Raw genomic sequence first — 25,239 nt, forward strand, 5'->3', positions numbered from 1 at the left:
AGGAGATAACTTGTTTATCATAAATGTTTTACCAATTAATACAGGAGGTGAAAGGAATGCCAACATTTAACCAGTTAGTTCGTAAAGGTCGTCAGACTTCCGAGAAGAAGTCTACAGCTCCTGCGCTTCAGAGAGGTTTCAATTCTCTTCACAAGAAGGCGATTGATACATCTTCTCCTCAGAAGAGAGGCGTATGCACAGCAGTTAAGACCGCTACACCTAAGAAGCCTAACTCTGCTCTTAGAAAGATCGCCAGAGTACGTCTTTCAAACGGTATCGAGGTAACAAGCTATATCCCCGGAGAAGGTCACAACCTTCAGGAGCATAGCGTAGTTCTCATCCGTGGCGGAAGAGTTAAGGACCTGCCTGGTACAAGATATCACATTATCCGTGGAACTCTTGACACAGCAGGTGTTGCAGACCGTAAGCAGGCTCGCTCCAAGTACGGCGCAAAGAGACCTAAGGCTGCAAAGTAATCTAAGTAACTATCATAACAAGATCTAATTTTTATTAAGTGTTGGTACTTTTTTTCATATTTAATATATAGAATTAAGAGAACCGCACGTACACTAAAATTAGTGAGTACCTATGATCTATAGTAAACAGATGAAGACTGACACTCATCTGCGATTCTAAAGGAGGGAAGAACCGTGCCGCGTAAAGGACATATTGTAAAACGTGACGTATTAGCGGATCCTTTATACGATAACAAGGTTGTAACCAAGCTTATCAACACAGTTATGCTTGATGGTAAGAAGGGTGTTGCACAGAAGATCGTATATGGTGCATTCGCACAGGTAGAGGAGAAGGCTGGTAAGCCTGCTCTTGAAGTATTCGAGGGTGCTATGAACAACATCATGCCCGCTCTCGAGGTAAAAGCTAGACGTATCGGTGGTGCTACATATCAGGTACCGATCGAGGTTCGTCCGGACAGACGTCAGGCTCTTGCACTTCGCTGGCTTGTAACATTTTCTCGTAACAGAGGCGAGAAGACCATGGTTGACAGACTTGCATCAGAGATTCTTGATGCATTCAACAACACTGGTGCATCTGTAAAGAGAAAAGAAGATATGCACAAGATGGCAGAAGCAAACAAGGCATTCTCACACTACAGATTCTAATAGAATTTTGGTGTCGGAAACGTCGATTATTATTAGGAGGATAAACCTTTGGCTGAAAGACAATATCCATTGGAGAGAACCAGAAACATCGGTATTATGGCTCATATTGATGCCGGTAAGACTACTCTTACAGAGCGTATTCTTTACTACACCGGTGTTAACTATAAGATTGGTGAGACCTACGAAGGTACTGCTACCATGGACTGGATGGAACAGGAGCAGGAGAGAGGTATCACAATCACATCTGCAGCTACAACGTGCCATTGGACACTTCAGGAAAACGGAAAGGTTAAGCCCGGTGCTCAGGAGCATCGTATCAACATTATCGATACTCCCGGCCACGTTGACTTTACCGTTGAGGTTGAGCGTTCACTTCGTGTACTTGATGGCGCTGTAGGCGTATTCAGTGCAAAAGAAGGCGTTGAGCCTCAGTCTGAGAACGTTTGGCGTCAGGCTGATGGATTTAATGTTCCTCGTATGGCATTCATCAACAAGATGGATATCATTGGAGCAAACTATTTCGGAGCTGTTGAGCAGATCAGAAATAGACTTAAGAAAAATGCTATCATGATCGAGATCCCAATCGGAGCTGAGGATCAGTTCCAGGGTATAATCGACCTTTTTGAGATGCAGGCTTATATCTATAATGATGATAAGGGTGAAGATGTAACAATCGGAGAGATCCCTGCAGATCTTAAAGATGATGCTGAGCTTTATCATGGTGAGCTTGTTGAGAAGATCTGTGATCTTGATGACGAGCTTATGATGAAGTATCTCGAAGGTGAAGAGCCTACTAAGGAGGAGCTTAAGGCTGCTCTTCGTAAGGCTACTTGTGAGTGTAAGGCTTTCCCTGTATGCTGTGGTTCTGCACACAGAAACCGTGGTATCCAGAAGCTTATCGATGCTGTTATCGAGTTCATGCCTTCACCTGTTGATATCCCTGCTTGTAAGGGTACTGACATGGATGGCAATGAGGTTGAGGTTGAGTCAACAGATGATGGCCCGTTCGCAGCTCTTGCATTCAAGATTGTCAGCGATCCTTTCGTAGGAAAGCTTGCATTCTTCCGCGTATATCGTGGTACAGCAAATTCAGGTTCTTATGTACTTAATAGTACTAAGGATAACAAGGAACGTCTTGGACGTATCCTTCAGATGCACGCTAACAAGCGTTCAGACCTTGATAAGGTTTACTCAGGTGATATCGCTGCAGCTGTTGGTCTTAAGAACACAACTACAGGTGATACACTCTGTGATGAGAAGAACCCCGTAATCCTTGAGTCTATGGAGTTCCCGGATCCCGTTATCGAGCTTGCTATCGAGCCTAAGACCAAGGCTGGTCAGCAGAAGCTTGACGAAGCTCTTATGAAGCTTGCTGAAGAGGATCCTACATTCAGAGCACATACAAATTCTGAGACAGGTCAGACTATCATCGCTGGTATGGGTGAGCTTCACCTTGATATCATCGTTGACAGACTTCTTCGTGAGTATAAAGTAGAGGCTAACGTTGGTGCACCTCAGGTTGCATACAGAGAAGCTCTTCTTAATGCTTGCGATATTGAAAGTAAGTATGCTAAGCAGTCCGGTGGACGTGGTCAGTATGGTCACTGTAAGGTTCGTTTCGAGCCTATGGATGCCAACGGAGAGAACCTTTACCAGTTCGATAGCGAAGTTGTCGGTGGATCTATTCCTAAGGAATACATCCAGCCTATCAGCGAGGGTATCGAAGAGGCTATGAAGGCAGGCTCTCTCGGCGGATTCCCGGTTGTTGGTGTACATGCAACAGTTTATGATGGATCATACCATGAAGTCGATTCTTCAGAAATGGCATTCCACATTGCCGGATCTATGGCATTCAAGGATGCTATGGCTAAGGGCGGAATGGTTCTTCTTGAGCCCATCATGAAGGTTGAAGTTACAATGCCCGAAGAGTACATGGGTGATGTTATCGGTGACGTTAACTCACGTCGTGGACAGGTTGAAGGTATGGACGACATGGGCGGTGGAAAGATTGTCAGAGCACATGTTCCGCTTGCTGAGATGTTCGGATATGCTACAGACCTTCGTTCAAGAACTCAGGGTCGTGGTAACTACTCTATGTTCTTCGAGAAGTATGCTCCTGTTCCGAAGAACATCCAGGAGAAAGTACTTTCCAACAAAAATTAATAAATAAATTAAGGGCGGCAACGATTTCTAACGAAATCGTGCCACAAAGCCCTTGTTTATACTATTTTATGCTTGATTTCAAGTGTAAATTTTAATATAATCGATATAGTCGGTTATTATGAGAAAAAATGTTGAAGTAACATTTTTATTTAAGGAGGATATTTAAAAATGGCAAAAGCTAAGTTTGACAGAAGTAAGCCGCACGTAAACATTGGTACAATCGGACACGTTGACCATGGTAAGACAACTCTTACAGCAGCTATCACAACTGTTCTTGCAGACAGAGGATTCAGCCCTGCTGTTGCTTTCGATCAGATCGATAAAGCACCCGAGGAAAAAGAGCGTGGTATCACAATCAACTCAGCTCACATCGAGTATGAGACAGCTACAAGACACTACGCACACGTTGACTGCCCTGGCCACGCTGACTATGTAAAAAACATGATCACAGGTGCTGCACAGATGGATGGTTCTATCCTCGTTGTTGCTGCTACTGATGGTGTTATGGCTCAGACAAGAGAGCACGTTCTTCTTGCTCGTCAGGTAGGTGTTCCTTACATCATCGTATTCATGAACAAGTGCGATATGGTTGATGATCCTGAACTTCTTGACCTTGTTGAGATGGAGATCAGAGACCTTCTTACAGAGTATGAGTTCCCTGGAGATGATATTCCGATCATCCGTGGTTCTGCACTTAAGGCTCTTGAGGATCCTAAGTGTGAGTGGGGCGATAAGATCATGGAGCTTATGGATACAGTTGATTCTTACATCCCTGAACCTACTCGTGAGACAGATAAGCCTTTCCTTATGCCTGTTGAGGACGTATTCACAATCACAGGTCGTGGAACAGTTGCTACAGGTCGTGTAGAGAGAGGTCACCTCAACCTTAACGACGAAATCGAAATCGTTGGTATCAAGGAAGAGTCTTCTAAGTCTGTATGTACTGGTATCGAGATGTTCCGTAAGACTATGGATTACTGTGAAGCTGGTGACAACGTAGGTCTTCTTCTTCGTGGTGTAGACCGTGACGGTATCCAGAGAGGTCAGTGTATCACAAAGCCCGGTTCTGTAACTTGCCACAAGAAGTTCACAGCAGAGGTTTACGTTCTTACTAAGGACGAGGGTGGACGTCATACACCTTTCTTCAACAACTATAGACCTCAGTTCTACTTCAGAACAACTGACGTTACAGGTGTTTGCAATCTTCCCGAGGGTACAGAGATGTGCATGCCTGGTGACCACGTAACAATGTCTATCGAGCTTATTCACCCCATCGCTATGGAGCAGGGTCTTAAGTTCGCTATCCGTGAGGGTGGACGTACAGTTGGATCAGGTAAGGTTGCTACAATCGTTGAGTAATTACATAGCCTTGAGCTAACCGCATAAAATGCAAATAGAGCAGTCCTTCGTGTTCGCACGAAGGACTGTTTTCTATGTGAGGCTTAACAGCAAGCAAAACAAAGAAACGATAGATGAGATTCAGGATGCTGCAAAAAAGCAGCAGGAAGATGCAGAAATCATCAAAAAAATCGGAGAACAGATAGCCGACAAACTTGTAGATGCAAACGAATCTATGGAAGCGCTTTCTGAGAAGGTAATATCTACTGCTGAATCCTCAGAGCAGATTTCACAATCTGTCACTTTAACAGCGGAAGCAATACAGACTCAGACGGAGATGAACTCGAATATTACCGCGGCGCTTGAAAATATTGCGCACCAGTCAAGACAAATGCGCAAGAATTCAGATGATGTTTCAGAGAATGTCAGTGATGGTAACAGACTTGTAAAACAGCTTCGTGCAAAGTCCGATGAATCCTCGACAATAAATGCAGAAACAGCGGAAATGACATCAAACCTTCAGCAGTCAGCAGGAACGGTTAAGGATATAGTAGATACCATTCTTAGCATTTCAGGACAGACCAATCTACTGGCACTCAATGCTTCCATAGAAGCGGCCAGGGCAGGAGCGGCAGGAAAAGGATATGGAGACCACTAAAGATATCCTTCATGAGATTTTGAAAATCAGCAAATCGGGAGAATAGATAGCCGGAGGGAGTGATAGATATAACCTCAAAATGGGCGTAATAAGTGTCTTGACAATCGCTCTAAACAGTTGTAAATTAAATCGGTAAAGGCAAAGGCGTCTTGGAAGTGTGTTCCGAGACGCCTTTTTTCTGTTTAATGAAAAGAAGAGCAGTCAGCACTTCAATATTATTGTAGAAAGGTTTATCATGGCGAGCATAAATAATAATTATCTTAAGCTTCCCGGAAGCTATCTGTTTTCAACAATCGGAAAAAAGGTAAAGGAGTATTCGGAGAATAATCCGGATGCTGAGATTATAAGACTTGGAATAGGCGATGTTACACAGCCTCTTGCACCTGCAATTATTTCAGCACTTCACAGTGCAGTTGATGAAATGGGAAATGCAGACACTTTCAGAGGTTATGCTCCGGATCTGGGATATGATTTCCTGCGAAATGCGATATCTGAGAAGGATTATAAGGCTCGTGGATGTAACATAGAGCCGGATGAGATTTTTGTATCAGACGGTGCTAAGAGCGACTGCGGAAATATTCAGGAGATTTTCAGTACGGATAATAAGATCGCTGTATGTGATCCGGTTTATCCTGTCTATGTTGATTCCAATGTTATGGCTGGAAGGACAGGAGAGTATGATCCTCAGGCAGAGCGCTTTAAAGATGTTATTTATATGAAGTGCACCAAAGAAAATGGCTTTGTGCCGGAACTTCCTGAAGAGGTGCCAGATCTCATTTATTTGTGTTTCCCCAATAATCCTACGGGTATGGTGATGAATAAAACTCAGCTGCAGGAATGGGTTGATTATGCACGTAAAAATGATTCAATTATCCTATACGATTCTGCATATGAGGCGTATATATCGGAGGATGATGTTCCGCACAGTATTTATGAGTGTGATGGGGCAAAAGAGTGTGCGATCGAGTTCAGGTCATTTTCCAAGACAGCAGGCTTTACAGGCTTAAGACTTGGCTACACAGTTGTTCCGAAGGAACTGACTGCAGGCGGTGAAAAGCTATGGCCGCTCTGGGCAAGGAGACACGGGACAAAGTTTAACGGAGCTCCTTATATTGTTCAGAGGGCCGGCGAAGCAGTATATTCAGCTGAAGGAAGAAGTCAGGTAAAAGAGCAGATAGCTTATTATATGGAAAATGCGAGAATAATAAAGGATGGACTGGTGGAAGCCGGATACGAAGTTTACGGAGGAATAAATGCTCCTTACATCTGGCTTAGGACACCTGATGAAATGACCAGCTGGGAATTCTTCGACTACCTCCTTGAAAAGGCAAATGTTGTAGGGACACCCGGATCGGGATTTGGTCCTTCCGGAGAGCATTATTTCAGACTGACAGCATTTGGTAGCAGAGAAAATACAATAAGAGCGATAGAGCGTTTTAAGAAGCTTTGATTATTTGAATAATATTGACCATACACCGAGGATACAGCCTAAACTGATACTTCGGTGTAATGTTTTTTATGATAGAAGGGAGAGGATATGGCTAAGTACATTTTTGTAACAGGGGGAGTTGTTTCAGGACTTGGAAAGGGAATTACTGCGGCATCGCTGGGAAGACTATTGAAAGCAAGAGGCCTTAAGGTGGCAGCACAGAAGCTGGATCCATATATTAATGTGGATCCGGGAACCATGAGCCCTTATCAGCACGGTGAGGTTTATGTCACGGAAGACGGTGCCGAGACAGACCTTGATCTTGGACATTATGAGAGATTTATCGATGAGGATTTAAATAAATATTCCAACCTTACTTCGGGAAAAGTTTACTGGAATGTGCTTAATAAAGAGAGACGTGGTGAATACCTTGGATCTACAGTTCAGGTTATTCCTCACATCACAAATGAAATCAAGGATTTTGTGTACCGCGTAGGCAGAGAGACTGATGCGGATATAGTAATAACCGAGATTGGTGGTACAATTGGTGACATTGAGTCACAGCCTTTCCTGGAAGCTGTAAGACAAATATCTTTGGAAGTAGGAAGAGAGAACAGTCTCTTCATACATGTTACGCTTGTTCCTTATCTTCACGGCTCTGATGAGCACAAATCAAAGCCCACCCAGCATTCTGTTAAGGAACTGCAGGGAATGGGCATAAATCCTGACATTATTGTACTTAGATGCGATGAACCGCTTGAGGACAGCATTTTTCAGAAGATATCACTGTTCTGCAACGTTAAGGAGGACTGCGTAATTGAAAATCGTACCCTTGGCAGTCTGTATGAAGCGCCGCTCATGCTGGAACAATCGAAGTTCTCAGAGGTAGTTTGCAGAGAACTCGGACTTGATGTTCCTGAACCCGAACTTGATGAGTGGAAACAGATGGTCAGCATGATAAAAAACAGGAACAAGGAAGTAAACATAGGACTTGTAGGAAAATATGTAAAGCTTCACGACGCATATCTCTCCGTTGCCGAGGCTCTTACTCATGCGGGATTTGCATTTAATGCGCATATAAACATCGAGTGGATTGATTCGGAAGAGCTTGATGAGAATAACTACGAGGAAAGATTGAAAAATCTCCATGGAATCATTGTGCCGGGAGGCTTTGGAGACAGAGGCATAGGTGGAATGATACTTGCGGCAAAATATGCAAGAACTCACAATGTTCCTTACTTTGGAATATGCCTCGGAATGCAGATCGCCGTAATAGAATATGCCAGAAATGTTGCGGGTATTGAAGATGCGTGCTCGGGCGAGTTTTCACATGCATCGGAGCATAAAGTCATTGATTTCATGCCGGGGCAGTCAGATGAAGTAGATAAGGGCGGTACACTCAGACTTGGCAGCTATCCTTGCTGTATCGTAGAGGGTACTCTTATGGAAAGATGCTATAAAGAGAGCCTCATCAATGAGAGACATCGTCACAGATATGAGTTTAACAATGACTACAGAGAAGTGCTCTCGGGAGCCGGTCTTTGCCTATCCGGATTTTCACCGGACGAAAAGCTTGTTGAGACTGTTGAGGTCAAGAATCATCCATTTTATATTGGTGTTCAGTATCATCCTGAGTTTAAGTCCAGACCCAACAGACCTCATCCGATCTTCAGAGAATTTATAAGAGCATCACTTGAGACAAAGTAAATCTCTTGAAAAAAGCTTATCACTTTAATATAATTATTTTGACTATTTATCGTGATTTGCTTTTTGGAGATGTATATGGAAGCTCATGCTAAACAAGTTGAACGTGAATCAGCGGAATCATATATTTTGCGTGCGGGCGTCTTCGAGCAGGAAGGCAGCAGCGTGGATGAGTATGCGGTTTTGATAGAAGGACTCAGGGCTCACTATGACAACTATGAGCTGTATTTTATGCTTGGTCTGTATTACAGGTATCGTAATGCAGATCAGGCATTTTTGTGTTTTGAGAACGCTATCAGATATTGCGATGAACCTGAGGATGAAAAAATAATCCGTGACGCTATTGAAGGAATAAAGGACAGGGCCAGGGTTCGTGGGACTTCGATAGTAATTGTATCCTATAATGATTTTGAACTTTGCAGGGAGTGCATAAGAGCCATTAGGAGATATTATCACAAGGATGATATAGAGATAGTTGTAGTGGATAATGCCTCGACAGATGAAGCTCTTCTGCGATATTTGCGGGAGCAGAAGGAAAAAAACAAAAACTTTATTTTGATTGAAAATGATAAAAATGAGGGATTTCCTGCAGGGTGCAACAAGGGACTGGAAGCTGCAAATTCGGAAAACGATGTATTTTTCCTAAATAACGATGCGGTACTTATGCCCAATGCACTATTCTGGATGAAGATGGGGCTCTATGCCGATAAGAGAAACGGAGCATCCGGGGCGGTTACAAACTGTGCGCCTTCTCAGGAAGTGTCAATGGAATCACTGCAACCTTATCTGCAAAATGCTCCGATGGATGAGACAAGACCAATAACCAGCATATCTTCGGATGTCAAAGAACACCGATGGTGGCGTACAATAAGCCTGGATTCGGCTCTTGAAACCGCAAAAAGTTATGCGAAGGATCACAATGTTCCGATGTGGAATCCGTTTGAGGTAAGGTGCAGACTTACAGGATTTGCCGTGCTGCTTCGAAGAGAAGCTCTGAATAATGTGATGATGAAGGATTCAGAGGAAAGGAAATGGCTCTTTGATGAGCGCTTTTCTCCCGGGTACTTTGAAGATGATGATCTCGGGATACGTCTTTGCCTTGCGGGTTACAGACAGATTCTGTGTCATAACGCATTTATATATCATCATGGCGGAAGCGGTTTTGCCGATAAAACAGATGCGATGGAGGCTTCCAGGGAGAAGTTCAAGGAAAAGTGGGCCTTTGATATATGGAATTATACCCTCCTTGAGGAAGATAAGATGAATGCGCTTATGTCTGCGATTGCTGAGAGCGATAAAAGAGCTTCAATTGATGAAGATGCCGGTGCAAGCAGAAGTCAGACGGATCTTAAGCTTTATAACCGTGTGCTTAGAATATTGGATATCAGTGCCGGGATGGGAACTACGTTGTCTGCGATAAAGTATCAGATGCCTGACAGCTTTACCGCCGGAATAACTAACGTAGATGTTTTTGCCGGACTCTCTAAATATATGGCTGATGACATGATTTCAGGAAACCCTGAACTGGTGACTTTCCCATGGCCTGAACACAGCTTTGATTTCATTATTCTGGGAGATATTCCGGCGTCTGCTTCTGATCCGGAGAAGCTTCTTAGGAAACTACATGTTTATCTAAAGGAAAATGGCCAGCTTATAAATGTTATTGGGGAAACTGATTGATTTTGGCGTTATTTTACACACGAAAAAACGAAATAATATTTCGAAATATTTTTGAAAATTTGTATGTAATTTCGTTAAATATTTTGAAAATTACAAATTTTTCTAAAAATATATTTCAAATATTGTCGGATGAGTGAAATCTCAAAGACGAAAAAATGTGCATGGGTTTTGAAATAGTTATAAAAAATTCAGAATCCATGCACTTTTTGGCAACATGACCAAAAAACGCAGATAAATTTATTGAATATTATCACAAAATTTAAGAAAAAAATAAGTGACGAAAAAACGTTCATACGTTATACTTGTAAATGCTACAGAAGTATCTGATTGCATTTTATTATTACTATTGTGGCCAGGTAAGGAGACCTGAAATAAATATTACGGATAGGAGGTATATGTAATGACAAAAGCTGAGATACTTAAGAGAGAAATTTTAGCACAGTATAAGAGTGTCAGACAATTCGCGATTGATATGTCGATTCCATATAGCACATTGGTAACAGCACTTGACAGAGGTATTGAGGGCATGGCCTATGGTACCGTTATTCGTATGTGCGACAAGCTCAACCTTAATCCTGTTGATTTCAGCACACTGGAGAAGGGAACAGATCTTGGAAACAAGATTGTAGAGAATCGTGTGATGCAGCAGTATGTTAAGCTCAACAAGGTTGGCCGCAAAAAGGTGCTTGATTATATGAGCGACATGACAGCCCTTGAAAAATACCAGGCATAAGATTTACCGTTTATATTATGAAGATTACCGGCCCGGAAGGAAATCCTTCCGGGTTTCTATTTGCCCTGAAATATGATACTATTTCAAGTGTCCTGTCATGATGGTGGGATTGTGCCGCATACTTAGTTATCTTCTGCGGTATTATGTACATGGTTTTGGAGGGAAAAATGAAATACGATTATTTGATAGTTGGAGCAGGACTTTTCGGCTGCGTTTTTGCACATGAGATGGCAAGAGAAGGCAAGAATGTTCTTGTAATAGATAAAAGAGACCATATCGGCGGCAATATTTATACTGAAAACAGAATGGGAATTAACGTCCATAAGTACGGAGCCCACATTTTTCATACATCCGACAAGAAGGTATGGGAATACATAAACCGCTTTGCTGAGTTTAACCAGTATATAAACTCACCTGTGGCGGTATATCACGATGAACTTTATAACCTTCCTTTTAACATGAATACTTTCAGCAAGCTCTGGGGAATCAGAACACCGGATGAAGCCCGTGCCATTATTGATGAGCAGGCAAAGAAGGAAGTGAAACGTATCTTGAAGGAACGCGCTGCAAATGGCGATGAGGCAGCAGCAGAACAGCTCGATGTGGCAGCGGCCAGTGGAGAGGATATTCGCGAAGGCTTTGAAGCAGCTAATCTAGAGGAGCAGGGACTTTCCCTTGCCGGCAGAGATGTATTTGAGAAGCTTGTTAAGGGCTATACAGAGAAACAGTGGGGTAAGGACTGCAAGGAACTTCCTGCATTTATTATAAGAAGACTTCCATTCAGATTTATCTATGATAACAACTATTTTAATGACAGATATCAGGGAATCCCAATGGGAGGCTATACCGGCGCTATTAAGAAGCTTCTTCTTTTGGAGCCTTCAGATGTTGCATCTGAAAATAACCTGACCGGAAGCATAACTGTAAAGACTGAAACTGAATTCAAGAATTTCGTGAAAATGGATGGAGATGTACCTGCAAAACCTTTCGCATCGACTGATGGGGATACTTTTGACAGGATCCTATACACAGGTATGATAGATGAATTCTTTGGATATAAGCTGGGTAATCTCGAGTACAGATCTCTCAGATTTGAGACAAAGGATCTTCCCGATAATGATAACTATCAGGGAAATGCAGTTGTAAACTATACAGAGCGTGAAGTGCCCTATACCAGAATTATTGAGCACAAGCACTTTGAATTCGGTACCGGCAAAGGAACCATCATCACAAAAGAGTATCCTGCGGACTGGAAGCCCGGTGATGAGCCTTACTATCCGATGAACGACGAGAAAAACAACAAGCTTTTTGAAGATTATAAAAAGCTCGCTGATGATTTCGGTGACGTTCTCTTTGGAGGCCGCCTTGGTCAGTACAAATACTACAATATGGATCAGGTCATCGCCGCCGCATTGGAAATGGTAGAAGGAATGTGAAAATAAAAATAGGTGCACAATAAATCGATTATGCGTAAGCAACGAGATTTATTGTGCACCTATTTGTTATTTGAACGGACTGTTAACAATAATTGTTAAACATCATACCACTGTATTCGCTTGTGATATATGGCGACGGTGTGTTGCTGCCGTGCGGATCCTTGTAATTGAATACGGGTCTCTCTACATACTTCATTGGATCTATAGATATTTCATCGGTCTTTTGGATAAGCGCTTTTGCAAAATCCATGAGTGGATGTAGGACTTCCTTGGGAGGACCTTTTGCGGATTTTTCTCTCAAAAGCCCTGAATCGTAATCGATTCGTCCGTTTTCATTTAGGGAAATACCATAATTATCCATCTTTGTCAGATGCTTTTCGGCAATTGCTATGGTTTCTCCGACCAGCTTGGTGCTCTTGAATCCGGCATCGTGAACATCACTGACACTGTCTATAAATCCGTTGTATCCGTTTATAAGGGAGCGGACATTTTCTACGAGAGCATCATTCTCATCCTCTATACTGATCGAGACGGGAGATGCGGGATCTGTTGCGCCTCTAAGAGTGATATCAAATTCATTTCCAACCGTAAATCTGTTGGAAGAGGAACTGTGCTCCGTGCCATTCAGATAAAAATGTGCGTTTGTAGGTTCCTGTGCTATCAGGTTAAGTCCAAAATAGGATACACTGTGCGGATTCTCTGAGATTTGAGATTCGCTTACTTCGAAGCGATGCGTATGTCCGGGTTTAAGGCCGGTATCGCTCGAACCGATAATCAATGTGGTTCTTCCTTGTGCATCCTCCTGCATTCCGGCAATAAGTCCGATGCCTGCTTTATTAATAAGACGGGACAGCTTAGCCTGAATATCATGATTGGTGTTGCCATCCCGAATGCTATATTGGAATTCGTAGTCATGACCGTTTATGCTTACATTAAATGCGTAGCTTCCTTTGGGGAGAGCAACCTCTTCATCGGGTACTAGGAAATGACCGGCATTGATCTGATTCGTTGCGAGGTGATCAACACCGATTGTAAATTCGGATGTGTTTCCTTGGCCTTTTCCTACATATTCAACAGCTACCTTATCAGGATTTGATGAAATAGCTGATTTTTTGCTAAGAGCTGCATCTTCTTCGCCGCTGATTGCATCCAGCTGACTTCTAAGAGTCCGGGCATGCTCTTTAATGCCCACGGCCTCAGCCTGAGCATTATCATCCTGTTTTAAAACATGAAGAGGGGATTTTCTGTTGATCCGTGCGATGGATTTGTAGACACTCTGCAGCTCGCTTTTCTTATGCTTGTCTACATTCGCATTCTCTTTTGCGACGTATGTTGACGCGAAATGATTATAAGCTTCATTAACACTAATGCCTGCCATGCTGCCCCTCCTTTCTTCCTTGATGTCGTGCGAGTGCTTCTGCCATTCCTTTGGCAACCGACACGAGGGCATACAAAGACATGTTTTATTACCTTAACATTATCATCCCCTAGTCAATAGCGTCAATTAAATAAGTATAAACATATTCTTAAAATAGAAGAAAGTCGGTTAAGAATATTTACTAATTGACCGATTACGTTAACGGTTGTATTATAAGTAGGTGCATATAGCAGATAATTTATAAAAAGATGTTGACTCAGCAGGAGACCTATGCTATATTATACAAGCGACAGAAATTTAGGTCTTTTTTTTATGCCTTAAAATAGGCGGTAAACCTTTTAGAATAACGCACGGAGGAATGAACAATGCGTACAAGAATCACACTTGCTTGCACAGAGTGCAAAAACCGTAACTACGACACAACAAAGGATAAGAAGACACATCCTGACAGAATGGAGATCAAGAAGTACTGCCCTTTCTGCAAGAAGCACACACCGCACAAGGAGACAAAGTAATTCTACTATAATATAGGTAGAGGAAGTCCTTGAGTTGAAGGGAGTTTAGTTGATATGAGCGAAAATAATGCTGCAAAGAATGCACAGGAGAGCAAAGTATCTGCTTTTATTAGAGGTATTAAGGCTGAGTTCAATAAGATCATGTGGCCTACAAGAGAGGATATTTACAAGCAGACAACTGCTGTAGTTATCATTTCTGTTATTATTGGTGCTCTTATAGCTGTGTTTGACTATGCTTTTGGTTATTTGATTAACTTCATCACCAAGATTGGATAAAGGAGTGTTATGGCAGAAGAGATGCAGAATGAAAATGAACTCGATCTGACTATGGGATCAGCAGAGGAGAGCACTAACGAGGCTGCTGAAGCTGTAAACGAGACTGCTGAAGGCAGTGAGGAATCCGCAGAGGCTCCTGCTCATGAGAATGCCCATTGGTATGTTGTTCATACATATTCAGGCTATGAGATGAAGGTTAAGGCTAACCTTGAGAAGACTATTGAGAACCGTCATCTTGAGAATCAGATATTTGAGGTTCGTGTACCGCTTCAGGATGTTGTTGAGATGAAGAATGGCGCACGTAAGACAGTAAGCCGTAAGATGTTCCCCGGCTATGTTCTTGTAAACATGGACATGAATGACGAGACATGGTATGTGGTTCGTAATACCCGAGGTGTTACAGGCTTTGTAGGACCCGGAAGTAAGCCGGTGCCGCTGTCAGATGCAGAGATCAAGCCGCTTGGAATCAAGACAGAGAATATGACTGTCGATTTCGGTGTAGGCGACGAGATTGCTGTTGTTGCCGGCGTATGGAATGGTACAGTTGGTATCGTACAGCGTATGGACTTCGGTAAACAGAGTGCTACAATCAATGTTAATCTGTTTGGCAGAGAGACTCCTGTTGAGATTGGTTTCTCAGAAGTTCGTAAGGTGACAAGCTAATATATAATAATTTTGGTATATTGTAGAGCAATCTACTATATATAGATGAGTTGAAATTAAGATATTTCAATTCATGGGAACTGGAGTGGGAGCATTTGTGTATTGCTTTCATATGAGAGCGCGGAAATGCACATGGAATGCGCCTGACCACATTATTTCTAGGAGGTGCCATTATGGCAAAGAAAGTCGAAGGATACATTAAGTTACAGATCCAGGCTGGTAAAGCAACACCAGCACCCCCGGTTGGACCGGCACTTGGTCAGCATGGTGTAAACATCGTTGAGTTCACAAAGCAGTTCAACGCTAAGACAGCTGACAAGGGTGATGTCATCATTCCTGTTGTCATCACAGTTTATGCAGACAGAAGTTTCACATTCATCACAAAGACTCCGCCTGCAGCAGTTCTTATCAAGAAGGCATGCAACATCCAGAAGGCTTCTGGTGTTCCGAACAAGAACAAGGTTGCAACAATTTCTAAGGATAAGATCAGAGAAATTGCAGAGACAAAGATGCCTGACCTGAATGCAGTTGATATCGAAGGTGCTATGAGCATGATCGCTGGAACTGCACGCAGCATGGGTGTTGTAGTAGAAGACTGATGGAGGACTGAGAGATGAAACACGGAAAGAAGTATGTTGAAGCTGCTAAGCTCATCGACAGAGCACAGCAGTATGAAGCTGCAGAAGCAATCTCTTTAGTAAAGAAGTCTGCTACTGCAAAATTTGATGAGACTGTTGAAGTACACATTCGTACAAGCTGCGACGGTCGTCATGCGGATCAGCAGATCCGTGGTGCGGTTGTTCTTCCGCACGGAACAGGTAAAACTGTTAAGGTTCTTGTATTTGCTAAGGGAACAAAGCTTGACGAGGCACAGGCTGCCGGCGCTGACCATGTAGGTGGCGAGGAGCTTATTCCTAAGATTCAGAACGAAGGTTGGCTTGACTTTGACGTTGTAGTTGCTACACCTGATATGATGGGTGTTGTAGGACGTCTTGGTAAGGTTCTTGGACCTAAGGGTCTCATGCCTAACCCGAAGGCTGGTACAGTAACAATGGATGTTACAAAGGCTATCAACGATATCAAGGCTGGTAAGATTGAGTACCGTCTTGACAAGGCTAACATCATCCACTGCCCTATCGGAAAGGCATCTTTCACAGAAGAGCAGCTTGAGCAGAACTACACAGCTCTTATGGATGCTATTGTTAAGGCTAAGCCTTCAACAGTTAAGGGTCAGTACCTTAAGAGCATCTCACTTGCTACAACAATGGGCCCTGGTGTCAAGGTTGTATCAAACAAGTATTGATAAGTTATATACCAATATGATGTTATCAGAAAGCACAAAATCGCAAGATTTTGTGCTTTTTCTTTGCAAATATGCTATTCTAGAAGCGAGGAGACGAACAGGGAGTTATTCTCTGCGCTATAGGTATGAAAAAAGAACAATTAGACTATCAAAATGAGAAAACCGGATTTTTTGCAGGTGCAAACAAGGCTGTAATAGCTTTTGTATGCGCTTTTTTAGTTACTGTTTCAATTGGTGGAGTCGCACTTCTTAGCATGAAAGCAGGGAAGACTACAAAAACTGTAGAAGCGGATGTTTTTGAAGAGGAGACAGTAGCTGCAAGGCTTCCGTTTTCAGAGAAGCGTTCGGATGATATAGGTGGAACTGCTGATGTTAGTCTGCAGGGTGAGGCTACCGCAGCGGATAACGCTCTTGCTGATGGTGAAAATGATACTGAGATTGTTGCGAGTGAAGAAACAGCGGAAGGTTCCGGAGAGAGTGGAGATGAATCCCAGAATGATGAGAGCAGCGAAGGAGCAGATGACGCTGGAGAGGCTGTGGAGAGTACAGGAGAAACTTATATTTCAGGAGCAAATTGGGAGTACAATATAACGCCGGCCAACTCGGATTATGTCTCCCTTGCTTTTGCAGGAGATATCCTCTTTGACCCGGGGTATGCAATTATGAACAAAATCCGCCAGAATGGAGGCGGAATAGAGGGTGTGATAGGTGGAAGCCTTCTTTCATATATGCGCGGTGCCGATATTATGGTAGTAAATAACGAGTTTCCATATTCCAACAGAGGAACTCCGATAGAAGGAAAGACCTTTACCTTTAGGGCTGATCCGTCATCGGCAGCGCTGCTTAACCAGATGGGAGTTGATGTAGCTACACTCGCAAACAACCACGCATATGACCATGGGGAGCAGGCGCTTCTTGATACACTTTCCACCTTAGATAGTGTCGGGGTTGCCAGAATAGGCGCAGGCGCCAATCTTGAGGAGGCTTCACATCCTGTTTACTACACGTCGAGTAATGGTATAAAAATAGCTATTATATCCGCTACAGAGATTGAAAGGATAGACAATCCTGACACAAGAGGTGCCACAGATACATCGCCCGGAGTTTTCAGATGTCTTGATATAACAAAGCTCCTTAGTCGAATTAAGGAGGCAAAGGCTGCCGGTGCATATACGATAGTATGTATCCACTGGGGAACTGAGAATGATGAAACTATTGACTGGTGGCAACAGAAACAGGGACCGGAGATTATTGCAGCAGGGGCGGATCTGATAGTTGGAGCTCATCCGCATATATTACAGAAAATAGGATATATAGATGGCGTTCCGGTTATATATAGTCTTGGTAATTTTTTATTTAATTCCAAGGATCTTAATACAGGACTTCTACGCGTTAATATCTATACCGACGGACACACAGGTCTGCAATTCGTGCCCTGTGTGCAAAGCGGCTGTACAGTTAACGAAGCCACAGGCGAACGAAAAACCGCAATCCTAAATCACATGCGTGAAATGTCACCCGGTGTTGCCTTGGATGAAAACGGCTTTATTCAATAGACAGGTTTTGGATATATATTCCTAGGCAACCGTTATCATTGACATAAAATGGCTTTTTGAGTAATATATAAGTGAAATATTGTCGGTATTTCGCAGATTATGAGGGATAATTTATGATTACTGTAAGCTTGTGTATGATCGTTAAGAACGAAGAGGATAAACTGGCTACCTGTCTGGATTGTCTGAAAGATCTTGTTGATGAGATGATTATCGTTGATACCGGTTCAACTGATAGGACCAAAGAGATTGCGGAATCTTATGGGGCCAAGGTGTTTGATTTTGAGTGGACCGGCAGCTTTTCGGATGCCAGGAACTATTCGTTTGAGCAGGCTACATGTGATTTCATCTATTCTGCGGATGCTGATGAGACGATAGACGAGGAAAACCAGGAACGCTTCAGACAGCTCAAAGAGGATATTGATGAGCTGAATATTGATGTTGTTCAGATGTATTATTGCAATCAGCTTAGCCATAATACTGTATATAATTATGACAGAGAGCTTAGACCTAAGCTTTTCAGAAGAATTCGTAAATATGTGTGGCACGATCCGATCCATGAGATGATAAAGCTCGATTCCACTGTCTGCAACAGTGAAGTTGAGATTAAGCACAATCCGACAGAAGATCATGGACAGAGAGATCTGGCTGCTTTCAGAAGGGCTATCAGAGAAGGTGAGTATATCAGTAAGCGCCTTCACAATATGTATGCCAGAGAACTTTACATGGTTGGAACGGATGAGGACTTCATGCTTGCCAAGGAGTTCTTTGAGGAGTCGATTGAGGACAATGGCCGTGATCTCGACCAGATAAAGGAGGCGGCATGTGTCCTTGCACACATAGCGGTTATTGATGGGAAAGCTGAGGAGATACTGAAGTACTCCTTGAAGGATCTCACGACCATTCCTTCAAGTGAGATGTGCTATGAACTTGGAAGTTATTACAGAAACAAGGGAGATCTCGTAGAGGCAATAGTTTGGTATTATAATGCTGCGTATGAGACCTCACCGATTCTTGATATTCACCGCGGTGGAGATATGGCTCTCCATAAGATTGCTGAGTGCTACCGTGAGATGGGTAATCTGGAGCAGGCGGAGGATTATGAAAATGAAGCTAATCACTGGGTAGTTCCGGATCCCAGTTGAATAAGCTCATAAGAGGTTATTTTGGGGAAAAGATATTTCTTTTTCATTGAGTTATATTTGTTATTAAAAAAGCTGCTGAAAAAAAGCAGCTTTTTATCTTATGGGAAATTACACCGTAATTCCTAATAAATATGTTTTTTGGGTGTAAGTATGGAAATAAAGAAGAATTCTATAAAAGCTGAATTATATAAGGCACTTTCTGTAATAGTGCTGATTCCTTCTATTTTTCTGGGTACAGGTCTTGCTGCAGGATGCAGTAAAACGGGAAATGGACAGGTGACGATAACGAATACTGAGAAAGATTATGACACTGTTGAAACTGCGGATTTTAGGCCTGAAGACGGCTACTTAAACGAATCTGAGGAAGTTTTGATGCAAAGCGGAGATGTAGAAAGCGATCAGAGTTTGCAGGAGGGTGAGAATGCTTTCAATACAGAATTTTCATTAAGTGTTCCGACCTTTGTTACTAGGATTGACGATAAATGGTTTATTGTGGATTGCTATCACGATCAAATTATATATAACGACAATATGACAGCGCCGCTAAATGAGTGGCGGGTTCTGACTAAAGAAGCAAAGCAGCCTCATACGATTGCAGGAGATGGCAGCGTTATTCTGGTTGATGATACAGAGAATAACAGAGTCCTTGTGTATGAAAAGAGAGGCGATTCCTATGTGAATACTCAGCTTTTTAATGATATTGGGAAAAGACCTCATTATACAGTTTATGATGAAGAGGATAAAGCCTTTTATGTATGGAGCTCGACAACCGGTGAGATGTACATTTTCAGGCATGCTGCGGACGATACGAAGATGTACCTGACAGAGATAAGGGATGCGGGTACAAAGGACACCTATATCAGGTCATTTTACATTGATGGCGGAGAGATTTATTTTGTTTCCGGAATAGGCTCTGACGGACAGGCATCGGGGATACTGGTGTGTGATAAGCATAGCTTTGAGATTAAGGAAAAGATAGAGGTCCCGGATGATATGGCGGGAATGGTGGCTCTTAGAAAGGATGGAGGATACTTCTACATAACAGTTTCGACCGATATAACAGGCAATCAGGATGCAGCCACCATGATAAGGACCAAGGATCTTCACGGGCTTTTAAGCGGCGATTACGAGGAGATTTACAGTGAGTATTTTGTTGGCGGAGGGACTCCATATAATATCACCAGGGTTGGGGATACTTTGTATCTAACGGAGCACAGGGTTCCGGGGCATTCTGTGTGGAGCTATAAGATTGAAAATGATGAGATAACGGATGTTCAGGCGTTGTACTAAAAGTACGGAAGTAAAAGAAAAATTTTGGCTTGCACTTTTATGCTTTAGCGTGATAATATGTTAAAGTATCATAAACAACAGAAATGGAGCGAGTTATGAGCTGGGAAAAATCCGTAAGAAGAGTAAATCCGTATGTTCCGGGCGAACAGCCCAAGAATAAAAACATAATAAAGCTAAACACAAATGAGTGTCCATATCCGCCGGCGCCGGCTGTCAACACTCTTATTGAGAATATGAAATATGAGGATATGAGACTTTATCCGGATCCGGAGGCCGAGGTACTTGTGGAGGCACTCTCAAGATATTATGACGTCCCGGAGGATCAGATATTTGTAGGCGTAGGATCGGACGATGTGTTATCGATGGCGTATCTTACGTTCTTTAACTCGGATAAGCCGGTTTTGTTCCCGGATATCACTTATTCGTTCTATGATGTCTGGGCGGAGCTTTACAAGGTGCCTTACGAGCAGATTCCGCTTGATGAGAACTTTAAGATACGATTTGAGGACTACTACGAGGAAAATCATCCCAATGGAGGAGTGATTATTGCAAATCCAAATGCACCGGTGGGGATATTTGAACCTGTGTCTGAGATTGAGAAGGTAATAGCTCACAATCCTAATTCTGTCTGCATAGTTGACGAGGCATATATCGATTTTGGCGGAGTGAGCGCACTTCCGCTTATTGAAAAATATGACAATGTTCTTGTGGTGCAGACTTTTTCCAAATCCAGGGCTATGGCGGGAATGAGAATAGGATATGCCTTCGGTTCGAAGAAACTCATAGGATATCTGAAGGATGCGAAATTTTCCTTCAATTCCTACACCATGAACAGACCATCACTGGAGCTGGGCGTAGCTGCAATCAAGGATGATGTATACTTCAAGGAGACCTGTGCGAAAATCATTAATACCAGAGAGCGGGTAAAGAAGGAACTTGCAGAGCTGGGATTTACATTCCCGGATTCCAAGGCCAATTTCATCTTCGCTAAGCATGATAAGGTGAGCGGTGAAGAGTTATTCCTTGCCCTGAAAGAAGCAGGAATTTACGTAAGACACTGGAATGCCGAAAGGATAGCTGATTATCTCAGAATCACCATCGGAACAGACGAGGAGATGGATAAGCTTGTCGCATTTTTGAAGGATTATCTCTCAGAAAAATAGCATATTGCAAATAAGGCCTGCCGGTATAAAAACCGGCAGTTTTTTATTACATAGAAAACACCTATGTAATAAAAAATCGTTTACTAAAATCTAATAGAAAGTTTAGTCCTAATTAATTGAAAAGCCGCCCGGGGTTTGCGAAGATTAATATGAAGTATGCTAACCAAACTATACCCTAAAGGACTGACATGATATGAAAAAACGTTCGTTTTTTAACAACTTAATAAGTAAAATAATGATTCCGATTTTGTGTCTGACGAGCTTTACAGGTACTTTTCTAACCCAAAATGTGACTGCACAGGCAGCGGATAAAGGATTTACCTGTTTTGGAACAAGGCTTATAGGAAATCCGGGTGTAGGAAAATCATGGGCATATCTTTATTATGGGAAATATGATGGTCAGCCTGTAAAATATCGCGTACTTCGAATGGACACAACTGATTTTGGTGGCAGGACTATGCTTCTGGACTGTGACAGCATACTTTATAAAGAATCATTTAGTCATCCTACGCGTTCATATCATGATTTAAACAGTGATTATTTTTTACACAATCGAAGTGTGTTTACAGCTATGGAAGAATCAGCAATAGCTGCAAGTGTGAAGGCAAATCCGACTACAGGTGACACGGTGATGACAACAAGACAATTTACACCGTTAAATGGAGAGCATATATTTAAGCTCGATGTGGCTGAGTTAAATAATAGTTTATATGGTTTCAATTCGTCATCTTCAGGTTTGGCGGATGATAAAAGAGCAAAAAGCGGAGCAGGACAAACTCAATGGTTAACAAGATCCATATGCATAGCTACAAGAAATAATGCTACTTGTGGCTATGATATGTTGGTTACATCTAGCGGATATTTTTCACATTTTGATGGTAGCTATGCGGGGGTAAGTCCTGCATTTAATATTGACCTGAATTCTGTATTATTTACATCTCGTTGTAACAGCTCTGGCGGATTATCAGGACCATATGAGTATAAACTCACACTTAGAGACAGTGACATTGGTATTGAATTTCCTACCACTGGTACGATGACTCAAAACGGTGATATTCTTTCAATTCCATATAGACTTACAGGAAGTAAGGCCGGGGATGTAAACCAAATATCAATTCTTATAACTAGTTCAGAGCTGCCATCAAGTGGTGTATTAAATGATTATACCGGAACCTGCAAATACTATGGCAAATTAGAGCCGGTAGGTGGTGTTGTTTCGACAAATGGAAGAGTTACTTTTGATACAAACAATTTACCAAGTACTTATGATAGCAGTACAGATAAAATATATTATTTGGCGGAGATTGTAAAAGGAGATCATGAGACAGATTACGCCGGCGCTCCTCGTTTAATTGATGGGCCAATACATGCTCATAATTGGGTGATTAACAAGGCACCTGAGGATACTGCAAAAGTAAAATGTACTGTGGCTGGCTGCCCATACACTCAAGGCAGTGAATATACCGCAACTATAAGTGTTTCAGATGAAAGTAAACCCTATGATGGAACGCTTGTTACGGCTCAGGTCACTAAAGATAGCGATTTTCCTGATGAAATAGAAGTAAGTGAACCCAAGTACAAGATTCGAGGGGCGACATCTGATCTTGCCGGGCCGCCCAGTGATGCCGGTGAATATACAGCATATGCCACTGTTTCTGATGGGACTAGTGCGAATACTGTGACGATCACTAAGGACTTTGAAATAAATCAGGTCACTATTACGAGTGATGACCTGGCTCTATCCCCAACCCATTTTGATTATGATGGAAGCAGTAAGGCACCCAGAGTGATTGTTACAAAAGGGAATAAAGTTCTTACTGAAGGTACAGATTATACTGTGACCGGCGAACGAAGTGCAACCGATATAAACGAATCACCGGGATATGAAATAACTGTAACCGGGAGCGGCAATTATACGGGGACAGGTAGTAAGTCATGGATTATACTCAAAGGAGTTCCAATCATAACAACTCCTCCTGTGGCATCTGAAATTGAGTATGGGCAGTCACTGGCAGATAGTGTGCTTTCAGGCGGCGTAGGAAATGTTCCCGGAACTTTTACATGGGCTGAGCCGACTATAAAACCTGCTGTTTCTGACAGTGAGGTGACGGAATACATGGTTATTTTTACACCTAATGATACAGTCAGTTATGTTGGGACAGCTACTACATATTTAAAGGTTAAGGTAAATAAGGCGCCTTCCAACTATGTAACCAGACCTACAGGAAAACATCAGGATAGCAGCGAAAGTGAGGTAGAACTCGCTAATCCGGGAAGCACCTCCGATGGAACCATTTTGTACGCAGTGGGAACAGATGCAGTTACAGCGCCTGCTGCAAGTGCCTTTTCTACTACTATACCCAAGGCTAAAAATCCGGGAACATATTATGTATGGTACAAGATTGTTGGCGATGCGAATCACAGGGATAGTGCGCCGGAATATGTTACTACAGTTTTGATAGGTAATACTCCGAGAATCATTACGCCTCCGGTGGCATCAGAGATTGATTATGGGCAGTCACTTGCAAGTAGTGTGCTTTCAGGCGGAGTCTCTAATGTTCAGGGAACCTTTGCATGGGCAGAACCTACAACCAGACCTGAAGTTTCAGACAGTAACTACACTGAATATCTGGTGGTTTTCACTCCTTATGATAGAACCAGCTACATAGGAACTGATACTGCCCGCGTCAGGGTTAAGGTCAATAAAGTACCGTCAAATTATATAACCAGGCCTACAGGGAATCAGCTAATTAGTGGCGATTTAGATGTAGCGCTTGCTAATCTTGGAAGTACTGCCGAGGGTACAATTCTGTATGCACTGGGCACGAACGATACCACACCTCCGGATGCCGGTTCTTTTTCAACAAAAGTTCCAAAGGCGAAAGAGGCAGGTACTTACTACATTTGGTACAAAATTGTGGGAGATGCTAACCATAAGGATAGTGCCCCGGAGTGCATAACCACAACTTTAGTAGAAAAAGTGGACCCGGAGAACGCGGTCAATAAACCTGCAATAGATAAGGAAATTGCCGAGACCAATACAGATAAAACAGATGTAAAGGATACCAAGTATTATATCCTTGCAGCAAAGCTTAAACCTAAGGGAAAGACGCTGAAGCTTTCATGGAACAAGATACCGGAAGCAGAGGGGTACATGATATATGGTTCACCCTGCGGGGTACAGATGGAATATATCACCACCATCAAGAACAATAAAAAGACTTCATGGTCTCCAAAGAAGGTCAAGAAGGATAGGTATTATAAATACCTGGTTATTGCTTATAAGATGGAAGGAGACACGATAAATAGGATCAGTACCTCCAAGTCCGTTCATGCGCTGACATGCTCAAAGAGGCGTGGCAATCCGACCAGTGTCCAGGTGAAAAAAAGGAAGTACAAGATAGAAAAGAATGAAATAGTAAAGATTTCGGCATCCTTCAAGTATGATAAAAAGGTAAATATTCACATAGCGAAGTTCAGGTATGAGACCGACAGACCGGACGTAGTAAGAGTGGATAAAAAAGGCTTTATTCAGGGGCTTAAACCCGGTAAAGCCTGGGTATATGTATATGCCCAGAACGGAGTGGGTAAGAGAATAAGAGTAACTGTAAAGTGAAATAAAACTTGATGATAAAGCAGCGTTTTGGTAAAATTGTGCCTTGGAGTGTTTTGGTTAAAGGTGATTTTTATC

Annotated in this window: 21 protein-coding genes; 20 read left to right on the plus strand and 1 reads right to left on the minus strand. The window is 42.5% G+C overall.

Annotation, left to right across the window (positions count from 1 at the left end; all coding sequences use genetic code 11):
• Positions 1-56 precede the first annotated feature (56 nt).
• From rpsL to G596_RS0105415, 10 genes are all read left to right on the plus strand, one after another.
• The gene (gene rpsL / locus G596_RS0105370; RefSeq protein WP_022760817.1) at positions 57-476 is read left to right on the plus strand and encodes a 30S ribosomal protein S12; all 420 of its coding nucleotides are present in this window, start codon (positions 57-59) and stop codon (positions 474-476) included.
• 174 nt (positions 477-650) lie between these two features.
• On the plus strand, positions 651-1,121 hold the full coding sequence (rpsG, locus tag G596_RS0105375) for a 30S ribosomal protein S7 (RefSeq protein WP_022760818.1): 471 nt from the start codon (positions 651-653) through the stop codon (positions 1,119-1,121).
• Between the two features lie 48 nt (positions 1,122-1,169).
• Positions 1,170-3,284, plus strand: coding sequence for an elongation factor G (gene fusA, locus G596_RS0105380; RefSeq protein WP_022760819.1), 2,115 nt, complete (start codon positions 1,170-1,172; stop codon positions 3,282-3,284).
• Positions 3,285-3,452: 168 nt separating this feature from the next.
• Positions 3,453-4,643 carry an elongation factor Tu gene (gene tuf, locus G596_RS0105385; protein WP_022760820.1) on the plus strand — a complete coding sequence of 397 codons (1,191 nt, stop codon included), beginning with the start codon at positions 3,453-3,455 and terminating at the stop codon, positions 4,641-4,643.
• A 28-nt stretch (positions 4,644-4,671) separates the two neighbouring features.
• On the plus strand, positions 4,672-5,280 hold the full coding sequence (locus G596_RS21055; RefSeq protein ID WP_022760821.1) for a methyl-accepting chemotaxis protein: 609 nt from the start codon (positions 4,672-4,674) through the stop codon (positions 5,278-5,280).
• A gap of 235 nt (positions 5,281-5,515) precedes the next feature.
• Positions 5,516-6,730, plus strand: a complete 1,215-nt coding sequence (locus tag G596_RS0105395; RefSeq protein ID WP_026671210.1) for an LL-diaminopimelate aminotransferase — start codon at positions 5,516-5,518, stop codon at positions 6,728-6,730.
• 87 nt (positions 6,731-6,817) lie between these two features.
• Complete coding sequence (locus G596_RS0105400) at positions 6,818-8,416, plus strand: CTP synthase (RefSeq protein WP_022760823.1); 1,599 nt, start codon at positions 6,818-6,820, stop codon at positions 8,414-8,416.
• Between the two features lie 75 nt (positions 8,417-8,491).
• Entirely contained in the window at positions 8,492-10,093 is a 1,602-nt protein-coding gene (locus G596_RS0105405) for a glycosyltransferase (RefSeq protein WP_022760824.1), read from the plus strand.
• Between the two features lie 400 nt (positions 10,094-10,493).
• Complete coding sequence (locus G596_RS0105410; RefSeq protein WP_022760825.1) at positions 10,494-10,826, plus strand: hypothetical protein; 333 nt, start codon at positions 10,494-10,496, stop codon at positions 10,824-10,826.
• 167 nt (positions 10,827-10,993) lie between these two features.
• The gene (locus tag G596_RS0105415) at positions 10,994-12,262 is read left to right on the plus strand and encodes a UDP-galactopyranose/dTDP-fucopyranose mutase family protein (protein ID WP_022760826.1); all 1,269 of its coding nucleotides are present in this window, start codon (positions 10,994-10,996) and stop codon (positions 12,260-12,262) included.
• An 82-nt stretch (positions 12,263-12,344) separates the two neighbouring features.
• On the opposite strand, the gene fliD is transcribed toward G596_RS0105415, so the two are convergent.
• On the minus strand, positions 12,345-13,640 hold the full coding sequence (gene fliD / locus G596_RS0105420; RefSeq protein WP_022760827.1) for a flagellar filament capping protein FliD: 1,296 nt from the start codon (positions 13,638-13,640) through the stop codon (positions 12,345-12,347).
• Positions 13,641-14,005: 365 nt separating this feature from the next.
• Between fliD and rpmG the strand changes: the two genes are divergently transcribed.
• The 10 genes from rpmG to G596_RS0105470 all read left to right on the plus strand — a co-directional run bounded on the left by rpmG (position 14,006) and on the right by G596_RS0105470 (position 25,164).
• Positions 14,006-14,155 carry a 50S ribosomal protein L33 gene (gene rpmG / locus G596_RS0105425; RefSeq protein ID WP_022760828.1) on the plus strand — a complete coding sequence of 50 codons (150 nt, stop codon included), beginning with the start codon at positions 14,006-14,008 and terminating at the stop codon, positions 14,153-14,155.
• A gap of 54 nt (positions 14,156-14,209) precedes the next feature.
• Positions 14,210-14,431 (plus strand): preprotein translocase subunit SecE, encoded by a 222-nt coding sequence (gene secE / locus G596_RS0105430; protein ID WP_022760829.1) that lies wholly within the window; start codon positions 14,210-14,212, stop codon positions 14,429-14,431.
• A gap of 9 nt (positions 14,432-14,440) precedes the next feature.
• A complete protein-coding gene (gene nusG / locus G596_RS21060) occupies positions 14,441-15,094 on the plus strand; it encodes a transcription termination/antitermination protein NusG (protein ID WP_022760830.1) in 654 nt (217 codons plus the stop codon).
• Positions 15,095-15,267: 173 nt separating this feature from the next.
• On the plus strand, positions 15,268-15,693 hold the full coding sequence (gene rplK / locus G596_RS0105440) for a 50S ribosomal protein L11 (protein WP_022760831.1): 426 nt from the start codon (positions 15,268-15,270) through the stop codon (positions 15,691-15,693).
• A gap of 14 nt (positions 15,694-15,707) precedes the next feature.
• Complete coding sequence (rplA, locus tag G596_RS0105445) at positions 15,708-16,397, plus strand: 50S ribosomal protein L1 (RefSeq protein WP_022760832.1); 690 nt, start codon at positions 15,708-15,710, stop codon at positions 16,395-16,397.
• A 125-nt stretch (positions 16,398-16,522) separates the two neighbouring features.
• A complete protein-coding gene (locus G596_RS21065; protein WP_022760833.1) occupies positions 16,523-17,953 on the plus strand; it encodes a CapA family protein in 1,431 nt (476 codons plus the stop codon).
• Between the two features lie 113 nt (positions 17,954-18,066).
• Entirely contained in the window at positions 18,067-19,095 is a 1,029-nt protein-coding gene (locus G596_RS0105455; protein ID WP_022760834.1) for a glycosyltransferase, read from the plus strand.
• A gap of 150 nt (positions 19,096-19,245) precedes the next feature.
• Entirely contained in the window at positions 19,246-20,385 is a 1,140-nt protein-coding gene (locus tag G596_RS21070) for a YncE family protein (protein WP_022760835.1), read from the plus strand.
• 95 nt (positions 20,386-20,480) lie between these two features.
• Entirely contained in the window at positions 20,481-21,548 is a 1,068-nt protein-coding gene (gene hisC, locus G596_RS0105465) for a histidinol-phosphate transaminase (protein ID WP_022760836.1), read from the plus strand.
• A 193-nt stretch (positions 21,549-21,741) separates the two neighbouring features.
• Positions 21,742-25,164 carry an Ig-like domain-containing protein gene (locus G596_RS0105470; protein WP_081646649.1) on the plus strand — a complete coding sequence of 1,141 codons (3,423 nt, stop codon included), beginning with the start codon at positions 21,742-21,744 and terminating at the stop codon, positions 25,162-25,164.
• Positions 25,165-25,239: the final 75 nt, after the last annotated feature.

Source organism: Butyrivibrio sp. AD3002, from assembly GCF_000420905.1.
Lineage (GTDB): Bacteria > Bacillota > Clostridia > Lachnospirales > Lachnospiraceae > Butyrivibrio.

What these genes read in the sequence shown, in the direction of transcription:
- fliD (WP_022760827.1), bottom strand. Translation starts at nt 13,640, where the DNA reads ATGGCAGGCATTAGTGTTAATGAAGCTTATAATCATTTCGCGTCAACA.
- rpmG (WP_022760828.1), top strand. Translation starts at nt 14,006, where the DNA reads ATGCGTACAAGAATCACACTTGCTTGCACAGAGTGCAAAAACCGTAAC.
- secE (WP_022760829.1), top strand. Translation starts at nt 14,210, where the DNA reads ATGAGCGAAAATAATGCTGCAAAGAATGCACAGGAGAGCAAAGTATCT.
- rplK (WP_022760831.1), top strand. Translation starts at nt 15,268, where the DNA reads ATGGCAAAGAAAGTCGAAGGATACATTAAGTTACAGATCCAGGCTGGT.
- G596_RS0105395 (WP_026671210.1), top strand. Translation starts at nt 5,516, where the DNA reads ATGGCGAGCATAAATAATAATTATCTTAAGCTTCCCGGAAGCTATCTG.
- G596_RS21070 (WP_022760835.1), top strand. Translation starts at nt 19,246, where the DNA reads ATGGAAATAAAGAAGAATTCTATAAAAGCTGAATTATATAAGGCACTT.
- G596_RS21055 (WP_022760821.1), top strand. Translation starts at nt 4,672, where the DNA reads ATGCAAATAGAGCAGTCCTTCGTGTTCGCACGAAGGACTGTTTTCTAT.
- G596_RS0105400 (WP_022760823.1), top strand. Translation starts at nt 6,818, where the DNA reads ATGGCTAAGTACATTTTTGTAACAGGGGGAGTTGTTTCAGGACTTGGA.
- rpsL (WP_022760817.1), top strand. Translation starts at nt 57, where the DNA reads ATGCCAACATTTAACCAGTTAGTTCGTAAAGGTCGTCAGACTTCCGAG.
- hisC (WP_022760836.1), top strand. Translation starts at nt 20,481, where the DNA reads ATGAGCTGGGAAAAATCCGTAAGAAGAGTAAATCCGTATGTTCCGGGC.
- G596_RS0105410 (WP_022760825.1), top strand. Translation starts at nt 10,494, where the DNA reads ATGACAAAAGCTGAGATACTTAAGAGAGAAATTTTAGCACAGTATAAG.
- G596_RS21065 (WP_022760833.1), top strand. Translation starts at nt 16,523, where the DNA reads ATGAAAAAAGAACAATTAGACTATCAAAATGAGAAAACCGGATTTTTT.
- G596_RS0105470 (WP_081646649.1), top strand. Translation starts at nt 21,742, where the DNA reads ATGAAAAAACGTTCGTTTTTTAACAACTTAATAAGTAAAATAATGATT.
- G596_RS0105405 (WP_022760824.1), top strand. Translation starts at nt 8,492, where the DNA reads ATGGAAGCTCATGCTAAACAAGTTGAACGTGAATCAGCGGAATCATAT.
- G596_RS0105415 (WP_022760826.1), top strand. Translation starts at nt 10,994, where the DNA reads ATGAAATACGATTATTTGATAGTTGGAGCAGGACTTTTCGGCTGCGTT.
- rplA (WP_022760832.1), top strand. Translation starts at nt 15,708, where the DNA reads ATGAAACACGGAAAGAAGTATGTTGAAGCTGCTAAGCTCATCGACAGA.
- nusG (WP_022760830.1), top strand. Translation starts at nt 14,441, where the DNA reads ATGGCAGAAGAGATGCAGAATGAAAATGAACTCGATCTGACTATGGGA.
- tuf (WP_022760820.1), top strand. Translation starts at nt 3,453, where the DNA reads ATGGCAAAAGCTAAGTTTGACAGAAGTAAGCCGCACGTAAACATTGGT.
- G596_RS0105455 (WP_022760834.1), top strand. Translation starts at nt 18,067, where the DNA reads ATGATTACTGTAAGCTTGTGTATGATCGTTAAGAACGAAGAGGATAAA.